Origin of the sequence: Acidiphilium sp. PA, assembly GCF_026191915.1 — a bacterium.
GTDB lineage: Bacteria > Pseudomonadota > Alphaproteobacteria > Acetobacterales > Acetobacteraceae > Acidiphilium.
This window is the reverse complement of record NZ_JAIMBY010000012.1, coordinates 7,501-26,724: the sequence shown is the minus strand read 5'-3', so window position 1 is coordinate 26,724 and position 19,224 is coordinate 7,501. Positions and strand designations below refer to the sequence as shown.

General features: G+C 64.2%; 17 protein-coding genes (1 of these 17 only partly in view). 3 read left to right on the top strand and 14 right to left on the bottom strand.

The window, feature by feature from the left end:
• Positions 1–110 precede the first annotated feature (110 nt).
• From AruPA_RS14125 to dxs, 6 genes are all read right to left on the bottom strand, one after another.
• Positions 111–1,943, bottom strand: a complete 1,833-nt coding sequence (locus tag AruPA_RS14125) for a calcium-binding protein (RefSeq protein WP_265637372.1) — start codon at positions 1,941–1,943, stop codon at positions 111–113.
• A 269-nt stretch (positions 1,944–2,212) separates the two neighbouring features.
• Positions 2,213–2,986, bottom strand: coding sequence for a hopanoid biosynthesis-associated protein HpnK (gene hpnK / locus AruPA_RS14120; protein WP_265637462.1), 774 nt, complete (start codon positions 2,984–2,986; stop codon positions 2,213–2,215).
• A 10-nt stretch (positions 2,987–2,996) separates the two neighbouring features.
• Positions 2,997–4,421, bottom strand: a complete 1,425-nt coding sequence (hpnJ, locus tag AruPA_RS14115; protein WP_265637371.1) for a hopanoid biosynthesis associated radical SAM protein HpnJ — start codon at positions 4,419–4,421, stop codon at positions 2,997–2,999.
• Positions 4,418–5,617 carry a bacteriohopanetetrol glucosamine biosynthesis glycosyltransferase HpnI gene (hpnI, locus tag AruPA_RS14110; RefSeq protein WP_265637370.1) on the bottom strand — a complete coding sequence of 400 codons (1,200 nt, stop codon included), beginning with the start codon at positions 5,615–5,617 and terminating at the stop codon, positions 4,418–4,420. The genes hpnJ and hpnI overlap by 4 nt, the downstream gene beginning before the upstream one ends.
• A 36-nt stretch (positions 5,618–5,653) precedes the next feature.
• A complete protein-coding gene (locus tag AruPA_RS14105; protein ID WP_265637369.1) occupies positions 5,654–6,289 on the bottom strand; it encodes an ABC transporter substrate-binding protein in 636 nt (211 codons plus the stop codon).
• 17 nt (positions 6,290–6,306) lie between these two features.
• Complete coding sequence (gene dxs, locus AruPA_RS14100) at positions 6,307–8,250, bottom strand: 1-deoxy-D-xylulose-5-phosphate synthase (protein ID WP_265637368.1); 1,944 nt, start codon at positions 8,248–8,250, stop codon at positions 6,307–6,309.
• 394 nt (positions 8,251–8,644) lie between these two features.
• Between dxs and ispH the strand changes: the two genes are divergently transcribed.
• Both ispH and hpnH read left to right on the top strand, forming a co-directional pair.
• On the top strand, positions 8,645–9,643 hold the full coding sequence (gene ispH, locus AruPA_RS14095) for a 4-hydroxy-3-methylbut-2-enyl diphosphate reductase (protein ID WP_265637367.1): 999 nt from the start codon (positions 8,645–8,647) through the stop codon (positions 9,641–9,643).
• A gap of 51 nt (positions 9,644–9,694) precedes the next feature.
• Positions 9,695–10,846 (top strand): adenosyl-hopene transferase HpnH, encoded by a 1,152-nt coding sequence (gene hpnH / locus AruPA_RS14090; RefSeq protein WP_265637366.1) that lies wholly within the window; start codon positions 9,695–9,697, stop codon positions 10,844–10,846.
• A gap of 36 nt (positions 10,847–10,882) precedes the next feature.
• Here hpnH and AruPA_RS14085 read toward each other — a convergent pair whose 3' ends face one another.
• From AruPA_RS14085 to AruPA_RS14050, 8 genes are all read right to left on the bottom strand, one after another.
• The gene (locus AruPA_RS14085) at positions 10,883–11,605 is read right to left on the bottom strand and encodes a response regulator transcription factor (protein ID WP_265637364.1); all 723 of its coding nucleotides are present in this window, start codon (positions 11,603–11,605) and stop codon (positions 10,883–10,885) included.
• A 355-nt stretch (positions 11,606–11,960) separates the two neighbouring features.
• The gene (locus tag AruPA_RS14080; RefSeq protein WP_265637363.1) at positions 11,961–12,413 is read right to left on the bottom strand and encodes a molybdenum cofactor biosynthesis protein MoaE; all 453 of its coding nucleotides are present in this window, start codon (positions 12,411–12,413) and stop codon (positions 11,961–11,963) included.
• Between the two features lie 2 nt (positions 12,414–12,415).
• Positions 12,416–12,667: a molybdopterin converting factor subunit 1 gene (moaD, locus tag AruPA_RS14075; RefSeq protein WP_265637362.1), complete on the bottom strand. Its 252-nt coding sequence runs from the start codon at positions 12,665–12,667 to the stop codon at positions 12,416–12,418.
• Positions 12,668–12,674: 7 nt separating this feature from the next.
• Entirely contained in the window at positions 12,675–13,394 is a 720-nt protein-coding gene (locus AruPA_RS14070) for a hypothetical protein (protein WP_265637361.1), read from the bottom strand.
• Between the two features lie 40 nt (positions 13,395–13,434).
• Entirely contained in the window at positions 13,435–13,992 is a 558-nt protein-coding gene (gene mobB / locus AruPA_RS14065) for a molybdopterin-guanine dinucleotide biosynthesis protein B (protein WP_265637360.1), read from the bottom strand.
• A gap of 174 nt (positions 13,993–14,166) precedes the next feature.
• Positions 14,167–14,751 carry a CDP-diacylglycerol--glycerol-3-phosphate 3-phosphatidyltransferase gene (gene pgsA, locus AruPA_RS14060; protein ID WP_265637358.1) on the bottom strand — a complete coding sequence of 195 codons (585 nt, stop codon included), beginning with the start codon at positions 14,749–14,751 and terminating at the stop codon, positions 14,167–14,169.
• Between the two features lie 9 nt (positions 14,752–14,760).
• Entirely contained in the window at positions 14,761–16,266 is a 1,506-nt protein-coding gene (locus tag AruPA_RS14055) for a phospholipase D-like domain-containing protein (protein WP_265637357.1), read from the bottom strand.
• Positions 16,263–17,018: an MOSC domain-containing protein gene (locus tag AruPA_RS14050; RefSeq protein ID WP_265637355.1), complete on the bottom strand. Its 756-nt coding sequence runs from the start codon at positions 17,016–17,018 to the stop codon at positions 16,263–16,265. Before AruPA_RS14050 ends, AruPA_RS14055 begins: the two co-directional genes overlap by 4 nt.
• Before the next feature lie 113 nt (positions 17,019–17,131).
• Here AruPA_RS14050 and clpB point away from each other — a divergent pair, with 113 nt between their 5' ends.
• Positions 17,132–19,224 carry the 5' portion of an ATP-dependent chaperone ClpB gene (gene clpB, locus AruPA_RS14045; protein ID WP_265637353.1) on the top strand. Its footprint extends 502 nt past the window's final position, so the window shows 2,093 of its 2,595 coding nt (coding positions 1–2,093); its start codon is at positions 17,132–17,134; its stop codon lies off the right edge, out of view.

Genomic DNA, 19,224 nt, shown 5'->3' with positions numbered 1-19,224 from the left:
GGCTGGGATGGCGATGGTGTTCAAGCGTGCTGGTGCGTTGGGCTACGGACAAGAAAAAACCGTTCGGCCGGGGGGGGGCCGAACGGTTTTTGCAGGTCTTGATCGCGCGATCAGGTGAGGATCGTGCTGGAGCCGCTGGTGTTGGACGTGAGTGCGTTGGTGAGGCCGAGGACCGAGACTTTGGTGCCGTCGCTGAGGGTGAGGTTCAAGCCGCCGGTGGTGACGGTCTGGGTGGTGACGGTGACGCCGGAGCCGAGGGTGATTTTATCGGTGGCGGTGTTGAAGCCGCTGATGACATCCGTGCTTGCGGCGGTATTGGCGGTGAACTCGAAATTGTTCAGCGTCGCGTTGGTACCGCCGACCATTGTGGTGGCACCGGCGGCGGCGAACAGATTGTTGGTGCCGGAGCCGCCGGTCAGGGTGCTGCCGCTGCCTTCGGCGTAGAGCGTATTGCTGCTGCCACCGCCAACCAGGGAGTTGTTGCCGCTGGTCCCGCCATAGGCGGTAATTCCCCCGGAACCGCCCGTCGCGGTGACCGCGCCGCTGCCCTGTTCGATCAGGCTGTGACCAGCGCCGCCGACGAAATCGATCGTGCCGGCGCCGCCATAGACGTAGGCTGCACCGGTTGCGACGATCGTGTCCGCGCCGGCGGCGACCAATGCCAGTGAACCGCCGCCGAGGGTTGCGGTGTTGTCGCCGGAGGCGAGGATCATGTAGGTGCCATTCGTCGCATCGATGGCCGCGCCGCCTTGGGCGTAGCCGAACGAGGAGCCGGCGAGGGTCGCGAAATCGGTGGCGCCGGAGCCGCCCAGCACGACGAAGGCGCTGCTGGACGACGATGCGATGATCGAGTCGCCGGTTCCTGCGGCGAAGACGACGCCGCCGCCCGCGACGTTGATCGTGTTGTTGATGCCGTTCCCCATGACGGTGTCCGACCCGACGGCATTGATCGTGTTACCGCTGCCATAGGCGTAGAAGATGCCGGTCGGTCCCGCGTCGACCACATTGGCCTGGCCGAAAACGGCAATCGCTGCGTTGCTGCTGCTGGTGATGGTGTTGGCATTTCCGAGTACCTCGGCCTGTAAACCTGCGGACATGTCGACCGAATTCAGGTTACTGAACACGAGCACTTTCGCGGAGCCGCCGGCGGTGACGGAATCTTCGGTACCGTTCATGACGACACTGGCGTTGCCTGTAACCAATACCGAATTGCTGGAAGAGGCCGTGGTCATTCCAATGACGGAGTTTCCAGAGACGGTAATAAGGTTGCCCGCATCTGCGACGGTAATGTGGTCGTTGCCGCCGGACATTACGGTGGAGGAGCCGGCGTCGAGCTGGATAAGATTATTGCCGCCACTGGTGGAGATTGTGTTGTAGCTGTTGGAGACGCCGTTGTTCAGCGCTGCCGTGATGGTGTTGTTTCCGCTTGCGACTTCAACTGTATAGTTGATGCCGTCGAGTGTGAAATTATTGTTGCCACCTCCGGCGTAGATGGTGCTGACGCCGCCCGCGCCGCCGAGCGGGTCGTAGGTGAGGTTGGTGTTGGCACCCGTGACGATGATTTCGTTCTTGCCGGCGCCGCCGGTTACGGTCTCACTGCCGGCGAAGGTGAAGATGAGACCGGCGAAGCCGCGATTACTGCCTTGGCCTGGCAGGCTGATCGTGCCGCCAGCGCCGCTCACGCTGCCCCCCATGTAGATGAACTCGCCGATCGAGTTGGAGGTCACCGGGGCCGGAATCGAAGAACTCGTGGTGCCATCGGCGTTGAGGGTGATGGTCGTGGCGGTGATAGGCGCGTAGGTCGAGTTCGCGTCCACCAGCTGCGTGATTTGCGTCAGCCCGTTCTGGATCGCCACGACCATTCCCGCAGCGACATCGAAACTGAATGGTGCGGCGAGATACGATGGTGTGACCGAAACGATACCGGTTGCAGATTGTGACATGGACACAAAGCTCTCCTTGAAGTTGTATTCTAACTGGCAGTTGCAGATTGTAGATCGAAACACTTAACAGGAGGTAAGTGTTCTCATGCCGCTCATTCGCCAGCCATATTGCAACTATAGCGTGTTTTCAAGTGAAAAATTTATGATCTACGACACGATACGATATTTCTGATAATTTTTCTCAAAATTAGCTTTTTATCACAGATATATGAGATTGCGGTGAGATCGCAGACGGTGAGCGGTCGGCTTCTAAGGGCTGCGCCGCAGGCTTACAGAGGGAGAAGTGCCTGCAGCTCCTCAGTATGCCGGTAGTCCGGCATCAGCCGCTCCAATGCCGCATCCCGTCGCGTGGCGGGATGGAAATAGATTTCGTTCGAGCCATTGGGCAGGTGGGCGCGCAGGATTTCGAGCTTGTCCCTTGTCATTCGGCCGGACCATTTGATGCCGAAAACGTGATCCGGGCTGACAAGGCCGGCGCGGCGGGCCTGGTGGCGGAGCACGCCGGACCAGGCGTAGAGCGCGCGATCCGCCACGGTCGGTGTCTCGCCACAGGCAGCCAGGACGGCGGGCGGCTCGGCCGGGACGCGCATGCGCGTGAGGCCGAATTCGCGGCCGATCGTGATCATCAACCGGGCGACGGTGGGGTGCAGGTGCATGTGCTTGTGGCTGTCGGCGTGGTGCAGCGCGAGGCCGGTGGCGCGGAAGGCTTCGAACTGGGCGCGGATTTCGCGCGCCAGCTGCCGTCGCGCGGCGGGGGATGCGAAGTAGCGAAGGCCCAGGCCCAGTTGATCGGTGCCGAACCGTCCGTCGGCGCCGGTTATGTGCGGCAGGGCCGCGTGGCCAAGCAGGGAATCCCCATCGACCAGCACCAGATGCAGGCCGACCGCAAGATTGGGTAGTCGCCGTGCGCGCGCCACCGCATCCGTGGCCGCCGGCGCCGCGACCATCAGGCTGGCCTGGGTGAGGCAGCCATCCCGATGGGCGATTTCGACCGCTTCGTTGACGCTTTCGGTCAGGCCGAAATCATCGGCCGCGTAGACGATGGATGTCGGTTCAGGCAGCGTGGCGCTCGCGCAGGAACTGGTAGAACTCGACGCCTTCGCGCAGGCGGCGCTTCATCATTTGCGGGCTGCGGACCATTTCGTTCAGGATCGACATGATTTTCGGCGCGCGGAAATAGAACTTCCGGTAGAACAGCTCGACGCTCTCGAAAATCTCGGTATGGCTGAGGTTGGGGTAGTGCAGCGGCGCGATCTGGATGCCGTGGTCGTCGATCAGCTCGGCATTGGCGACGTCGAGCCAGCCGTTTTCCACCGCCTGATCGTAGAGGAACGTACCGGGATAGGGTGCCGCCAGTGACACCTGGATGGTGTGGGGGTTGATGTCCTTGGCGAACTGGATGGTCTCGCGGATGGTCTCCTGGCTTTCGCCGGGCAGGCCGAGGATGAAGGTGCCGTGGATCTTGATGCCGAGGTCGTGGCAATCCTTGGTGAACTGGCGGGCCACCTCGATCCGCATGCCTTTTTTGATATTGTGCAGGATCTGCTGGTTGCCGGATTCGTAGCCGACCAGCAGCAGGCGCAGACCATTGTCGGCCAGGACTTTCAACGTGTCGCGCGGCACGTTGGCCTTCGCGTTGCACGACCAGGTGACGCCGAGCTTGCCCAGCTCGCGCGCGATCGCTTCGGCGCGGGGCAGATTGTCGGTGAAGGTATCGTCGTCGAAGAACAATTCCTTCATCTGCGGAAAGTCGCGCTGGATCTGCTTGACCTCGGCGATGACGTGCTCGACCGAGCGGGTACGGTAGCGGTGGCCGCCGACGGTTTGCGGCCAGAGGCAGAAGGTGCAGCGCGATTTGCAGCCGCGGCCGGTGTAGAGCGAGACGTAGGGATGCAGCAGATAGCCGATGAAATAATCTTCCATCCGCAGGTCGCGCTTGTAGACATCCGACACGAAGGGCAGGCTGTCCATGTTTTCAAGGATCGCGCGATCCTTGTTGTGGATGATGGTGCCGGTGGCATCGCGGTAGGAAATACCGTCGACCTCGGGGAAGGGCTTGCCCTCGGCGATGTCCTTGATCGTGAAGTCGAACTCGTTGCGGGCGACGAAATCGACCGGGGTGCCGCGCTCGAGGCTTTCCTGCGCCTGCACGGCGACCTTCGCGCCGATCATGCCGATGAGGACGCGCGGGTTGGCGGCCTTGATGGCGGCGGCCACCTTCACGTCGTTCGCGAACGACGGGGTCGAGGTGTGGATGATGACCAGATCGGCCGCATTGGAATGGGGCAGCACATCCGCCATGCCGAGATTGGCGGGCGGCGCATCGATCAGTTTCGAGCCGGGGATCAGCGCGGCGGGTTGGGCGAGCCAGGTGGGAAACCAGAACGAGCGGATCTCGCGTTTGGCCTGATAGCGCGAGCCGGCGCCGCCATCGAACCCGTCGAACGACGGGGGTTGCAGGAACAGGGTCTTCATCATCGCTTCGATCCTAACTCATGTACCGGACTGGCTGCCGGGGAAAACGCGCTGTTGCTGCGGCCGGAATCGGCATGCAGCACCTGGCCCCGCCAATCGACCGTATCGCTCCAGAAACTGGCCACGAAAATGATTGCCGAAAGACCGTCGCGCAAGAGGAAAAGCCATGGTGCGGCGGTTTTGGCAAGGGTTGGGGCTTTCGTGCCACCGCCGGCGAGGCCGAGACGACGCTCGAGACGGCGGGCGAACGCATAGCGCAGCCCGGCGGCGAGGGCGAGGACAATCCAGGCCCAGGTTGCGAAATCGGCCAGGATCAGACCGGCCAGTGCCCAGAACAGCGGGAATTGCGCGATCAGCCCCCAATAGGCGCCGGGCACCAGCGCACGGATGGTGCGCGCCCAGCGCAACTCGTGGCGGACCAGCGCCCTGAACGTCGATTCGGTGACGCTGGTGGCGGGGATGGTGCGGGCGAGGCCGATCGGCTGGCCGAGGGCGCGGACGCGCTGGCCGAGCACGTTATCGTCGGCCAGATGGTCGAGCAGGGCCGGCAGGCCGCCAATGGCGGTGAGGGTCGCGCGGCTGAGGGCCATGGTGGCCCCCAGGCAATCGCGCCGGCCGAGCGCACGCGCGATGGCGGCGCCGGGCAGGAATTGATGGTTGATCTGCATCGCGCCCAGCACGGCGGGCAGGGCAGGGCTCGCCGGCAGGCCGGTGTAGAAGGAGGTGACCAGGCCGGTGTCGGCGGGGTCGGTGGCGGCTGCGATGGCGGTGAGGTAGTCGGGCCGCGCGTGGATATCGGCATCCGAGATCACCAGCAGATCGTGTTTCGCGGCCGGTAGCATTGCGATCAGATTGGCGATCTTGCGGTTGCGGCCGGGCGGGGTGGGGCCGGTGACCACGGCGACATCGACCTGCGGGTAGCGGCGGCGCAGGGCCGCGATGATGGCCAGGGCGGGGTCCGCCGGATCTTCAGCGCCGAACACCAGCTGAAACGCCGGGTAGTCGAGCAGGAAGCACGACTCCAGCGCGGGTTCGAGCAACGGCTCGGTGCCGTACAGCGGTTTCAGCAGCGTGATGGCCGGCTGATTGCCGCGCGGCGCGGGGCCGGGGCCGGCCTTGATCAGGCTGGCGCCGATCGCGTGCTGGGCGAGGCCCGCGATGCAGAGCGCATCCGCCAGCGCGGGCAGCACGGCGACCACGATCAGACCGCGAACCGGCCCGGCGCTTGACCCTGCTCAGCCATGCAGCGCGCCGCCGGACAGGGCGGTGACCTTTTGTTTGAGGGCGGCGATCAGTTTGGCCGCATTGCCGGGCTCGATCAGGCTGCCGAAATCCGAGCGCTGGGTGGCCACCTTGCTGATGGTGCCGTCGAACAGGACGTCGGTGATTTTCCAGGTGCTGCCGGCCGGGCTCAGGACGTAGGCGAGTTTCGTCTTGTGACCGCTGGGCGCGATCAGATCGGTCGTTACGACGCGGCTTGCTCCGACGCTGCGCGCGCCGGGCAGGGTTTCGAATTTCTGGCCGCCGTAGCCGCTGAAGCTGCTGATGTAGCTGGCCACGGTATATTGGGTGAACAGTTTCAGCAGCTCGGTCTGCTGCGCCGGGGGGATTTGTGACCAGAGCAGTCCGGCCGAGGTTTGAAGGATCGCCGGCAGATTGAAGCTCGTTTCGACCACCGGTTTGAGCGCTGCGTAGCGCGCCATGAAGCTGGCCCCCGCGCTCGCGGACTTCATTGTGGTGATCAGCGCGCGATCAAGCGCGTTGACCGGGGCGGCGATCGATGCGGAATCCGCGGCAGCAGCGCGTGCCGGCGGTACCGCGAAGGGCAGCACCGCAAGCAGCGGCACGGCCATCAGGATACGGCGTTTCATGCCCATGGATAGTGGGATCACTGCGCCGGAATTGCGACCGAGCCATGTGTTTTTTCGCCATGATCGCTGCGGCCGAGGGCGGCGAGCGCGTGCGCCACGATATCCTTGGCGGTCAGCCCGGCGTCGATCAGCTGGCCGGCCGGGGTGTTGTGATCGATATAGCGGTCGGGCAGGGTCATCGGGCGGAAGCGCAAACCGTGGTCGAACGCGCCGGACCAGGCGAGGTGATGCCCGACCGCCGCGCCGAAGCCGCCGGCGGCGCCGTCCTCGATGGTGATGAGTACTTCGTGGTGGCGGGCGAGTTGGTCGATCAGGGCGGTATCGAGTGGTTTCATGAACCGGGCATCGGCCACGCTGGTGGTGAAGCCGCGGGCGGCGAGTTCATCGGCGGCTTTCAGCGCGTCGTGCAGGCGCGGGCCGAGGGCGAGGATGGCCACGCTGCTGCCCTCGCGGATCATGCGGCCCTTGCCGATTTCCCAGGGCGTGCCGCGGGCCGGCAGCTCGAGCCCGATGCCTTCGCCGCGCGGATAGCGGAACGCGGAGGGGCGATCGTCGATCACGGCGGCGGTGGCGACGCAATCCATCAGTTCGACCTCGTCGGACGGCGCCATGATGACGAAGCCCGGCAGGCAGCCGAGGTATGCGAGGTCGTACACGCCGGCATGGGTCGCGCCATCGGCGCCGACCATGCCGGCGCGGTCCATCGCGAAGCGGACGGGCAGGGATTGCAGCGCGACATCGTGGACCACCTGGTCGTAGCCGCGCTGGAGAAACGTCGAATAGATGGCGCAGAACGGGGCCATGCCCTCGGTCGCCATGCCGGCGGCGAAGGTGACGGCGTGTTGCTCGGCGATGCCGACATCGAAGGTGCGGGCGGGAAAGCGTTTGCCAAACGCATCGAGCCCGGTGCCGCCGGGCATGGCGGCGGTGACGGTGACGATGTTCGGGTTTGCCTCGGCCTCGGCGATCAGGGCGGTGGCGAACACTTTGGTATAGGATGGCGGGCCGGGCGGCGCCTTGGTCTGTTCGCCGGTGACGACGTTGAATTTCGACACGCCGTGGTATTTGTCGGCCGAGGCTTCGGCAGGCGCGTAGCCTTTGCCTTTCTGGGTCACGACGTGCAGCAGGATCGGCTCCTCGCCCTCGGCATCGCGCAGATTGCGCAGGACCGGGAGCAGATGGTCGAGATTGTGACCGTCGATCGGGCCGACGTAGTAAAAGCCGAGCTCCTCGAACAGGGTGCCGCCGGTGAGGATGCCGCGGGCGTATTCCTCGGCGCGTTTGGCGGTGCGTTCCAGGGTGCGTGGGAAGCGCTTGGCCATGCGGGCGGCGAAGTCGCGCAGGGACAGGAAGCTGCGCGAGGAGATCAGGCGCGAGAGGTAGGCGCTCATGGCGCCGACCGGCGGCGCGATCGACATGTCGTTGTCGTTCAACACCACGATCAGGCGCGATTTGCTGGCGCCGGCGTTGTTCATCGCCTCGTAGGCCATGCCGGCGGACATCGCGCCATCGCCGATCACGGCGATGACGTTGCGCTGCGGCGTCTCGCCCTTCAGGTCACGCGCGATCGCCATGCCGAGGCCGGCCGAGATGGAGGTGGAGGAATGCGCGGCGCCGAACGGGTCGTATTCGCTCTCCGAGCGGCGGGTGAAGCCGGACAGACCGCCGGGCTGGCGCAGTGTGCGGATGCGGTCGCGCCGGCCGGTGAGGATTTTATGGGGGTAGGTCTGATGGCCGACATCCCAGATCAGCCGGTCGCGCGGCGTGTCGAACACGGCATGGAGGGCGACGGTCAGCTCGACGACGCCGAGCGAGGCGCCGAGATGGCCGCCGGTGACGGAGACGGTGTCGATCGTTTCGGCGCGCAGTTCATCGGCGAGTTGGCGCAGCTGCTCGCCGGAGAGGTTCCGCAGGTCGGACGGGATGTTGATGCGGTCGAGCAGCGGGGTACGGGGCGGCATCAGGCGCGGCCCTCGGTATGGAACTCCGAACGATCGCTTGAATAATGTGCCATCATGTTACGTCCTTTACGATCCGTCTGCCCAGGGCCGGGGTGTTTGTCCGACCACCGATGGGCGGATAACGCAAGAGCACCGGCGCCGGAGTCAGGCTCTTATTAGAGACAGACATAAGCCGAACCGCGCCGAAATGAAACCGGGTGGCTGGTTTGGCGGGCGAGCATGGCAAATTCGCCACAGGAATGGCGGGCGTGGGGCGGTTCACACTGCATTGCGGCGGCGGGCCTTGCGGAATCGCCAGGCGATGACTTACTCTGGTAGTCTCTTGCACTGAGATCGCACCGGGTACGGGCGGCGACTCCGATATTCCCACGGATCACGAAAGGGCGTCAGCTCGATGGATATGTCCCTGACTTCGACGGAACTGGCCCAGACGGGGTCCGACGCTGCGGCGGGTGTGGTGCCGGCCATGAAGGTGGTTCTGGCGCAGCCGCGCGGGTTTTGCGCCGGCGTGGAGCGGGCGATCGAGATCGTGGAGCGTGCCCTGGTAAAGTTCGGGCCGCCGATTTATGTCCGTCACGAAATTGTGCACAACCGGCATGTGGTCGAGGATCTGCGCGCGCGGGGCGCCGTGTTCGTCGATGAGATCAGTGAGGTGCCGGATGGTGCGATCACGGTTTTTTCGGCGCATGGCGTGGCGCGGAAGGTGCAGAAGGCGGCCAGTGACCGTCTGCTGCCGGTGATCGACGCGACCTGCCCGCTGGTGGCCAAGGTGCATTCCGAGGGGCGGCGCTATGCCGGCCAGGGGCGCGAGATCATTCTGATCGGGCACGCCGGCCATGCCGAGGTGGAGGGCACGATCGGGCAGATCGACGGCCGTGTGTATCTGGTGCAGACGGTCGAGGAGGTGGCGACGCTGACGGTCGAGAACCCCGCGATGCTCTCTTACATCACGCAGACGACGCTGTCGGTCGATGATACGCGTGGGATCATCGCGGCGCTGACGGCGCGGTTCCCGACCATTACCGGGCCGGATGTGCGCGATATTTGTTACGCGACGCAGAACCGCCAGGAAGCGGTGCGGCATCTCGCCGAACAGGTTGAGCTGATTCTGGTGGTCGGCAGCCGCAATTCTTCGAACTCGAACCGGCTGCGCGAAATCGGTGCTGAGCTTGGGCGGCCGTCCTATCTGATCGACGATGCTGATCATCTGGATGCCGCCTGGTTCGAGGGCATTTCGGTGGTGGGTGTGACCGCGGGGGCTTCGGCACCGGAGGTTCTGGTGCGCGGCGTGCTGGAAGGGTTGAAGCGGTTTGGGCCGATCGAGGTCGAAATGCTGGCCGGCACGCCGGAAGACGTGCGGTTCAAGCTGCCGAGTGAAGTAAGCGACGACTAACCGTCCGGTTTTGACGTCGTCTATCGAGTTCAAGGTTTCAGGAGTTATCTTATGGGCGTGCCGCTTAATCAGGCGATCAAGGTCGGGTCTTACGTGCTGAAGCAGCATTTGACGGGGCGGAAACGTTATCCGCTGGTGCTGATGCTCGAGCCGTTGTTTCGCTGCAATCTGGCCTGCGCGGGCTGTGGCAAGATCGACTATCCGGCGCCGATCCTGAACCAGCGGCTGTCGGTGGCGGATGCGCTTGAGGCGGTGGATGAGTGCGGCGCGCCGGTCGTTGCGATCGCCGGCGGCGAGCCGCTCCTGCACAAGGAGATGCCGGAGATCGTCGAGAAAATTCTCGCGCGGGGCAAGTTCATTTATTTGTGCACGAATGCGCTGCTGTTGGAGAAAAAGATCGAGCAGTACAAGCCGCACAAGAATTTCTGCTGGGACATTCATCTGGATGGCGACAAGCAGATGCATGACAATGCGGTGAGCCAGGAAGGCGTCTATGAGCGCGCGGTTGCCGCGATCAAGCTTGCAAAGGCCAAGGGCTTCCGGGTTTCGATCAACTGTACGCTGTTCGATGGGACCGATCCGGCGCGGGTTGCCGGGTTTTTGGATACGGTGAATGAAATCGGTGTCGATGGCGTGATGACATCGCCGGGATATGCCTATGAGCGGGCGCCGGATCAGGAGCACTTCCTGAATCGTCAGCGCACCAAGGAGTTGTTTCGCGCGATCTTCCGCCATGGCAAGGAGCGCAAGGCGCGCGGTCAGGCGTGGAAGTTCAACCAGTCACCGCTGTTCCTGGATTTCCTGGCGGGTAATCAGACGTATAAATGCACGCCGTGGGGCAATCCGACGCGCAACGTGTTCGGCTGGCAGCGGCCCTGCTATCTGCTCGGTGAAGGTTACGCCAAGACCTATAAAGAGCTGATGGAGTCGACGGATTGGGATAAATACGGCGTCGGCAATTACGAGAAATGCGCCGATTGCATGGTCCATTCCGGTTTCGAGGCGACGGCGGTGGTCGATTCGGTGAAGCGGCCCTGGAAAATGGTCAAGCTGGCGATCCAGGGGATCAAGACAGAGGGTGCGATGGCGGCGGACATTCCGCTCGATCGCCAGCGGCCGGCGGATTACGTGTTTTCACGCCATGTCGAGCAGAAGATGGCTGAGATCCACGCCAAGCCGGCCGCGGTCGACAGCGCAGATTGATTGCTCCAGGGTTGTTGCGCCAGGGTTGGGACATGATCAGGTCCCGACCCTGAGAAACAACCCGGTACGCAGCCGCGCATCGTCCTGATCGGCCGGCTCGGCCGGTTTGGCCAGAGGGACATAGTCGGGGCTGCGTTTTTCGACGACCAGATACCCGCGACCCCAATTGGTCTCGATCAGGTCGTCCGCGCCGAGTGCGAGCAGTTTTTTGCGGATCTTGCAGATGAACACGTCGATGATCTTGGGGTTGGGCTCGTCGAGCCCGCCGTAAAGGTGATCGAGGATGGCTTCCTTGCTGAGAACGCAGCCTTTGCGCAACGCGAGGATTTCCACGATCTGATATTCTTTTTTGGTGAGGCTGACCTCGATGTCGCCCACGAAAATCTTTTTCGCATTCATGTTGATCTGGACATTGCCGATCACGAGGGACGGGCTTTGAAAGCCGCGGCTGCGACGAACCTGGTTCTGCACGCGGAGAAAGATTTCCTCCTGTGACGTCGCGTTGACGATCAGATCATCGACGCCTGCTTCAAGCACCCGCAGGCGGCTCGATTCACCGAGGCTGTGTGCCACCGCGACGATGGGGCAGCGGAGGCCGCCGATCCGCAGACGGCGGATCAGTTCGATCTCCGTGGATCGCGTGTCCGCAATACGTAGCAAGACAGCATCGTAATCGTAGAACCGCGCGAGATCGAGCGCTTCCTCGGACTCCGTGGTTTCGTCGACGACGACGAGTTTCGATTTGAAGAACATCGTCATGATGTCTTTATTATCGAGTATATGCCCAAAAATGAGTATTTTCATCACAACCCCCGGTTAATATGATCAATCAATACAACCGAAAGACGTGCTCGTCAACAAAATAATTTTAATTTGATAGTAATTGTTGAAATAATATTATTATACATATAAATTGAGACGAGTGCTTAAAAGCGAGTTAGTCGTTGCGTTCTGATACGAATTTACCGGGTTTTTGCGGCTATGGGACCCGATTGGGCTGCTTGGAGCGTCTGCTGAAGCGCGGCGTAACGCCGGGCGGGCGGGATCGCCCTGGGGGTTCAGACGGGTGCGCTTTAAGTTCGAATGCGAGGCTGGCGCGAGCCGGCGTGGCCTTTTATGGCTCGATCCATCGATCGCGCGCGTGCTGGTCGGTCTCGCGCGGTGCGACCCAGCGCGCGGTGCCGTCGCGGAACGTTTCGTGTTTCCAGAACGGAGCGTCGGTTTTCAGCCAATCGATCAGGAAGGTCATCGCTTCGATCGCATCGCCCCGGTGGGCGCTGGCGGCGGCGGCGAGCACGATGCGCGCCCCGGGTTCGAGCCGGCCGGTGCGGTGGATGATCAGGCAGTCGAGCAGGCGCCACCGGGTCATCGCGGTGTCTGCGATGCGCGCCAGCGCCTGTTCGGTCATGCCGGGGTAGTGTTCGAGTGTGAGGGCGGCAAGCGGCCGGTTATCGGCGGTGCCGCGCACGATGCCGATAAAGCTGGCGATGGCGCCGGCATCGGCCTCCAGCGTCGCAAGGGCGGTGCCGGGATCGAAATCGGCCGGTCCGACGATGACGCGTGGCACGATCAGCCGCCCGTGAACGGGGGGAAATAGGCGAGTTCCTGCGCATCGCCCAAGGGTGTTTCGGGGGGTGCGAAAACCTGATCGAGCGCGGTCTTGATTGCGCTGCGGTTGGCGAAGGCGCGCTGGTGGGCAGGGCTGAGGCTGGCGAGATATTCGGTCAGTTCAGCGATGGTGGTGACGCCGGCGGGCGGGTCGATCGTGGCTTCGGCATGGCCGATCCGCTCGCGCAGCCAGGCGAAATAGAGGATTTTCACGGCGGGATCATTGCCCCTGCACGGTGACGACCTGGCCGTTGGGCTGGATCAGCGTGGCGGTGCCGTTGCCGTTCGGGATCAGGATGCCGCCGCCACCACCGTTGATCGGGGCGACGGTCTGATAGCGGCCGTTGCTCGATCCGCTGACGACGCCGGCCGGGCCGTTCGGGCCGATCAGCGTCTGGCCGACCGCGAATTGCTTGCCGCCGATGGTCCTGGCCGGGGTCGGCGTGGTCACGGGTGCGGCCGGTTCGTTGGGGAGCGCGCTCTGGGCGCTGCCGGGTGGGGTGGAACTGCCGTTCACGGCGTGGCCGTAGCCGCCGAATTTGGTGGTGCCGGCGTTCGGGCCGCTTTTGGAGCGGGGTTGAGGCGTCGCCATGCCGCCCTCCGGCACGGAATAGGCGTTGGTGCCGGTCGGTTTGCGGCCGTACTCGTTCTGGAATTCCTGACCGAGCGGGGTGTTCATGTGCTGCTGGATATCGCTCAGGGTCGGCACCGGGCGGACCGGGCCGGGCCAGACATCGCCCGGCTGCGGCAGGATGGGGGCAACCGCGACGTCGTTGCCGCGGGCGCGCTGCATGTTCAGCGCGTAGCCCTTCGGTGCGTTGGGATCGCCGAACGGGTTGAGCGTGCTGCCGAGGTAATTGCCGACGCCGGCGCAGCCGGACAGCAGGAGCGCCATGGCGCCGGGAATCGCAAGGGTGAGGGGTCCGGAGAGTGTTTTCATCGTGATGGATCGAAAGCCACGCCGCATCGTGTTGATTCCTTCAGAAGCCGCTGATGCTGTTATGCGCCGGATTACTGCCCGATCTCAAGCCGAGACGGGTGACGATGAATGAGGCGACAGCCGTGGGCGATGCCAGATCGAGCACCGGCAGGGGGCAATTGGGGAGCGCCGTATCGCTCGCGACGGCGATAACGTGTTCGAAATCGGGCCAGAGCGGCGGCTTGCCGAGCGCGGGGCGGTGGATTTCGAGTTTGTCGACCGGGGCCGATTTGAACCCTTCTGCGAGGTAGAGATCGGCTGGAGCCATGCGGGCGAGCAGCATGGTGAGATCGGGTTCGTCGTCGCTGCGATGCTCGCGAAACAGCACGAAACGGTCCCGCGTGGCCAGAATGGTCTCGGTCGCGCCGGCCATGCGGTGGCGATGGCTGTCCTTGCCTGGCTGGTCGGGGTCGACCTTGTGATGGGCGTGTTTCAGCGTCGAGACGATCAGGCCGCGCGCGGTGAGGAGCGGGATGAGCGATGTCAGCAGGGTGGTCTTGCCGCTCCCGGACCAGCCGACCAGGGCGAGGACGGGTGGTGGTGTTACGTTATTTGACATTTTCAGGAGCAGTCTGAAGGGAAGGCTTCTTTTTTGTAAAAAAGAAGCAAAAAACTTTTTGACCTTGAGGCACGTGCGTTTTCACCGGCACGGGCCCAGATGAGTGAAGTTTTTTTGCTTCTTTTTTGTTCACAAAAAAGAAGACTTTCTTTGCCTGATCTCGTCCGTCCAAGATCAGGGCGCAGGATCGGGTTGAATGAGATGCCGTAGCCCGGCGTACAGGTAATCCCAGCCGGTAATCAGCGTCAGGATCGCGGCCAGCCAGATCAGCACGCCGCCGATATCGGTGGCGGGAAAGCCGCCGATGCCGAGGATCGCGGCACCCTGATCGCCCAGCAGGAGCACGCCGAGCGCGCCCATCTGGGCGGCGGTTTTCCATTTTGCGAGTCTGGTCACCGGCAGGCCGATGCTGATGCCCGCGAGATATTCGCGCAGGCCCGAGACCAGGATTTCACGCAACATGATCACGATGGCGGGGTAGATGCCGAACGCCGGTAGCAGATGGAAGCCGACCAGCAGCATCAGCGTGGCGCCGACCAGGAGTTTATCCGCGATCGGGTCGAGCATGCGGCCAAGGTCGGAGAGTTGCCGGCGGGTGCGCGCGAGCCGGCCGTCCAGCCAATCCGTGATACCGGCGAGGGTGAACAGGGCCGCGGCGAGCAGATCGGCGGTGGGATCGCGCAGCGCGACGAGGAGCACGAGCAGCGGAATGGCGGCGATCCGCGACAGGGTCAGGATGTTCGGCAGATCGGTCAGCATCGCGCGAGATTAAGCCGTTTTCGTGCGGTGTGTAAGCCGGTTGAGCAGGTGTTTCGGCCGCGGCTTGTTGATCAGGCGGAGAGCGCGCAGGAAATTTGGCGCCATGGCTTCAACGCTGTGCGGGTCGAGGACACCGCTCTTGGCGAGCTTGGCTTCGAGATCGTTGATCGGTGGCGGTTCGAATGGCGCGAGTCGGCGCCCGGCGGCTGGCAGCAACGCATCGTAGGCGCGGACCAGCGAGCCGTGCGTGGCGATGGCGGCGCGGACGCGTTCGACGGTGGTGCCGAGGTGCTCGGAGAGCAGTGTGTCCCGCACATCGAGAATTGCCGCCCGCAGGTCGGGTCGCTCCGGGCCATCGTGCGGCACTTCGATTGCCAGATCGCATTCGGTGTCGATACCCATCGAGCGGTTGTTGATGTTCGAGGAGCCGACCCGCAGCAAGGTATCGTCGATGATCAGCACCTTGGCGTGAACATAGATATCGGCCTCGCCCGCGCTCACCGGGGTGGCGAAGCGGAGGCGCCCGCCATGGTCGAGCCGGTTGAGGTCGCGCAGCAGCAGCGCGCGGGCGGAGCCCATGGCTTCTTCCTCGAGCCAGCCATCGGCGCGTTTGGGGTTGATGATGATGATCTCGGGGCCGTCCGGCTCGGCCAGGCGGGACGCGATGGCGGCGGCGATGCGCGGGGCGGCGAAATACTGGCTTTCGAGATAGATCGTGTAGTGCGCCGCGGCGATGGCGGCGACGTACAGCGCCTCGATCTCGCGGGTTTCCGGCATTTCGGCGGTTTTTGGCCAGGTACGCGCGATTCCGACCATGACATCGCGAAAGCGCGGCTCCAGGCTGCGCGGCCAGGGGATTTCGGCGCGCGCCGGTGGCGGTGCGAGGCGATGGCCGGTTGCGGCCAGCCAGCGCATGCGCGCCAGATCGCCCAGGGCGCGGGCGGCATCGCCGTCGACCGCCGTGGTCACGTCGTGCCAGGGGCCGTACCGTTTGCCGTCGGGTTCGTCGCGGCGGGGATCGTCGTCGATATGCTCGCCGGTGTCCCATCGACCCACCGTTGTGTCGATGCCGCCGCAGAAGGCGAGGCGGTCGTCGATCACCACGATCTTCTGATGGTGGCAGCCTCCGGAGGGATGGTTGCCGTCGAGCCGGAAATGGATGCGGCGCGAGGTGAGCCAGTTGAGCAGGATCAACGGGGTGGTGCCGCGCATCGGCATTTTCAGGAAGGCCAGATCCCAGCGGAGCACATGGACGTGCAGCGCCGGGTTGCGCCGGACGACATAGGTCAGGAAATCGCCGAGCCGGTTGGGCACGCCCGGCGTCGCTTCGCCATCGCGTTCGAGCTGGATGCCGGTGTGGAAATCCCAGCCGATCATCATGACCGAATGACGGGCGGAGAGGATCGCTTCCTTGAGCGCGCGGAAATAGGCCGCGCCATCGATGATCACCGCCATGCGATCCGCATGGTCGAGCCGCCAGACGGTCTCGCCCGGACGCAGGATGGGCGCGCTCATGCGAGCAGCCGGATGGCGTCGCCCGCCGCGATGCGGCCGGCCTGCAGCACTTCGGCGAACACGCCGCAATCGACATGACCGAAATGGTCCATCAATTCCTTGACCGGGTTGGCGTCGCGCTGCCGGGTTTCGGGGTTCACGCAGGTGGCGGCGCAGCGGTTGATGCGTTCGCTCACGCGCAGGCGGGCCTCGCCAATTGCAAGGGTGCGGCCGATCCAGCTCAGTTCCTCCCAAGGTTCGAGACCGGTGAGGTAGAGATTGGCGCGAAAGCGCATCGGCTGGCGTGGTGCGCCCGCGGCATCGCTCAGCGATCGCAGGCTTGGCAGGCCGATCAGGCTGATCACCGGACCGTCATGATCGCAGAAACTGTGACCGTCGACGTGAACGAATTGCGGGGTGCCGCGGATGGCGCCGGGCACCGCGGCCGTGATGAAGGCGGTAATGGCGGCGCGGCCCGTGGTGGTGAGCGGTTCGGCATCGAGCGCCGCGCCATCGGGCGCGATCAGGGTGAGAATGCCGGTGGCGGGTTCGAATCGCGCGGTGAGCTGTGCCGCCTCGAGATTGCGGGCGAGGCAGAGGAATTCGGTTTTCGGGCGCCATGCCGGGGTTGCCGGGTCAAACCCGCTGTCGCCCTGGGCGAGGGCGAAGGCGCGATCCCAGTCGATCGCGCGTCCCGGGTGGAGTTCGGTATGCGTCAGCGGCTCGGGTGTCAGGCCCTTCACCGGGTAGCGATACATCGTGTCGATCCGCATCAAATCCCCCTCTTGAGCGAGATCAATGCTACAACCATTTGTGATCGGCAAGGTCGCACCGTTGCCTCTTGAGGGACGGTTCGGCCCGATCGCCGACTGAAAGGGATCAAGACATGGATTTTGAAAAATTCACCGAACGGGCCAAAGGGTTCGTTCAAGCCGCACAGACGATCGCCGTGCGGGACTATCATCAGTTCATCACGCCCGAACATCTGCTGAAGGCGTTTCTGGACGACGACGAAGGTGCTGCGACCGGGTTGATCCGCGCCGCCGGGGGTGATCCGGCGGCGGTGAAATTCGCGGTGGACGCGGCTGTCGCGAAACTGCCGAAAGTGCAGGGGTCCGGCGCGGGTCAGCCGCAGATCACGCCCGATCTGGTGCGGGTGCTGGATGCCGCGCAGACCATGGCGCAGAAGGCGGGCGATGAATATACCGCTCAGGACCGCGTGCTGGTGGCGCTTGCGGCGAGCGATTCGGCGGCCGGACGTGCCCTGAAGACAGCCGGCGCTTCGGCGCAGGCCCTGGAGAAGGCGGTGGCGGATATTCGCAAGGGCCGCACGGTCGATAGCGCGAATGCCGAACAGAATTTCGACGCGCTGAAAAAATACGCGCGCGACGTGACCGAGGCGGCGCGGGCCCAGAAGCTCGACCCGGTGATCGGGCGCGATGAGGAGATCAGGCGCGCGATCCAGGTGCTGGCGCGGCGGACCAAGAACAATCCGGTGCTGATCGGCGAGCCCGGGGTGGGCAAGACGGCGATCGTCGAAGGCCTGGCGCTGCGCATCGTGAACGGCGACGTGCCGGAGGCGTTGAAGAACAAGCGGCTGATGTCGCTCGATCTGGGGGCGCTGGTGGCTGGCGCGAAGTTCCGCGGCGAGTTCGAGGAGCGGCTGAAGGCGGTGCTCAAGGACATCGAGACCGCCAATGGCGAAATTATTCTGTTCATCGATGAGATGCACACGCTGGTCGGCGCCGGACGGGCGGATGGCGCGATGGATGCCTCGAACCTGATCAAGCCCGAACTGGCGCGGGGGGCGTTGCACTGCATCGGTGCGACGACGCTCGATGAATATCGGAAATACATCGAGAAGGATGCGGCGCTCGCGCGGCGGTTTCAGCCGGTGTTCGTCGATGAGCCGAGCGTAGAGGACACGATTTCGATCCTGCGCGGCATCAAGGAGAAATACGAACTGCATCACGGCGTGCGGATTCTGGATTCCGCGCTGGTGGCGGCGGCCACCTTGTCGAACCGTTACATTTCGGACCGGTTCCTGCCGGACAAGGCGATCGATCTGATCGACGAGGCGGCATCGCGGCTGCGGATGCAGGTGGATAGCAAGCCGGAGGCGCTGGATGAGCTCGATCGGCGGTTGATGCAGCTGAAAATCGAGCGCGAGGCGCTGCGCAAGGAGGACGATGCAGCCTCGAAGGAGCGGCTGGGGCGGCTGGAAGGCGAGATTGCGGCGATTGAGGAGAAGTCGGACGCGATGTCGGCGGCCTGGAAGGGCGAGAAGGACCGGCTGAACGAGACGCAGAAACTCAAGGAAAAACTGGACCAGGCGCGCAGCGAGATGGAAATGGTGCAGCGGGCGGGTAATCTGGCCCGGGCATCGGAGCTGATGTATGGCGTGATCCCCGATCTGGAGCGCAAGCTCGCGGCCGGCGCGGGCGACGGGGCGGCCGGCGGCGCGATGGTCAATGAGGCGGTCACCGAGCAGCAGATCGCCCATGTGGTGGCGCGCTGGACCGGCATTCCGGTCGATAAGATGCTCGAAGGCGAGCGGGCCAAACTGACCAAAATGGAGGACCAGCTACGTGCGCGCGTGGTGGGGCAGGAGGCGGCGTTACGCGCGGTCTCCGATGCGGTGCGGCGTGCGCGCGCCGGGCTGCAGGACCCCAACCGGCCGATCGGCTCGTTCCTGTTCCTTGGCCCGACCGGGGTGGGCAAGACCGAGACTTGCAAGGCGCTGGCCGAGTTTTTGTTCGACGACGAGCGGGCGATGGTGCGGATCGACATGAGCGAGTTCATGGAGAAGCACGCGGTCGCCCGGCTGATCGGTGCGCCGCCGGGTTATGTCGGCTACGAGGAAGGCGGCGTCCTGACCGAGGCGGTGCGACGGCGGCCGTATCAGGTGATCCTGTTCGACGAGGTCGAGAAGGCGCACGAGGACGTGTTCAACGTGCTGCTCCAGGTGCTCGATGACGG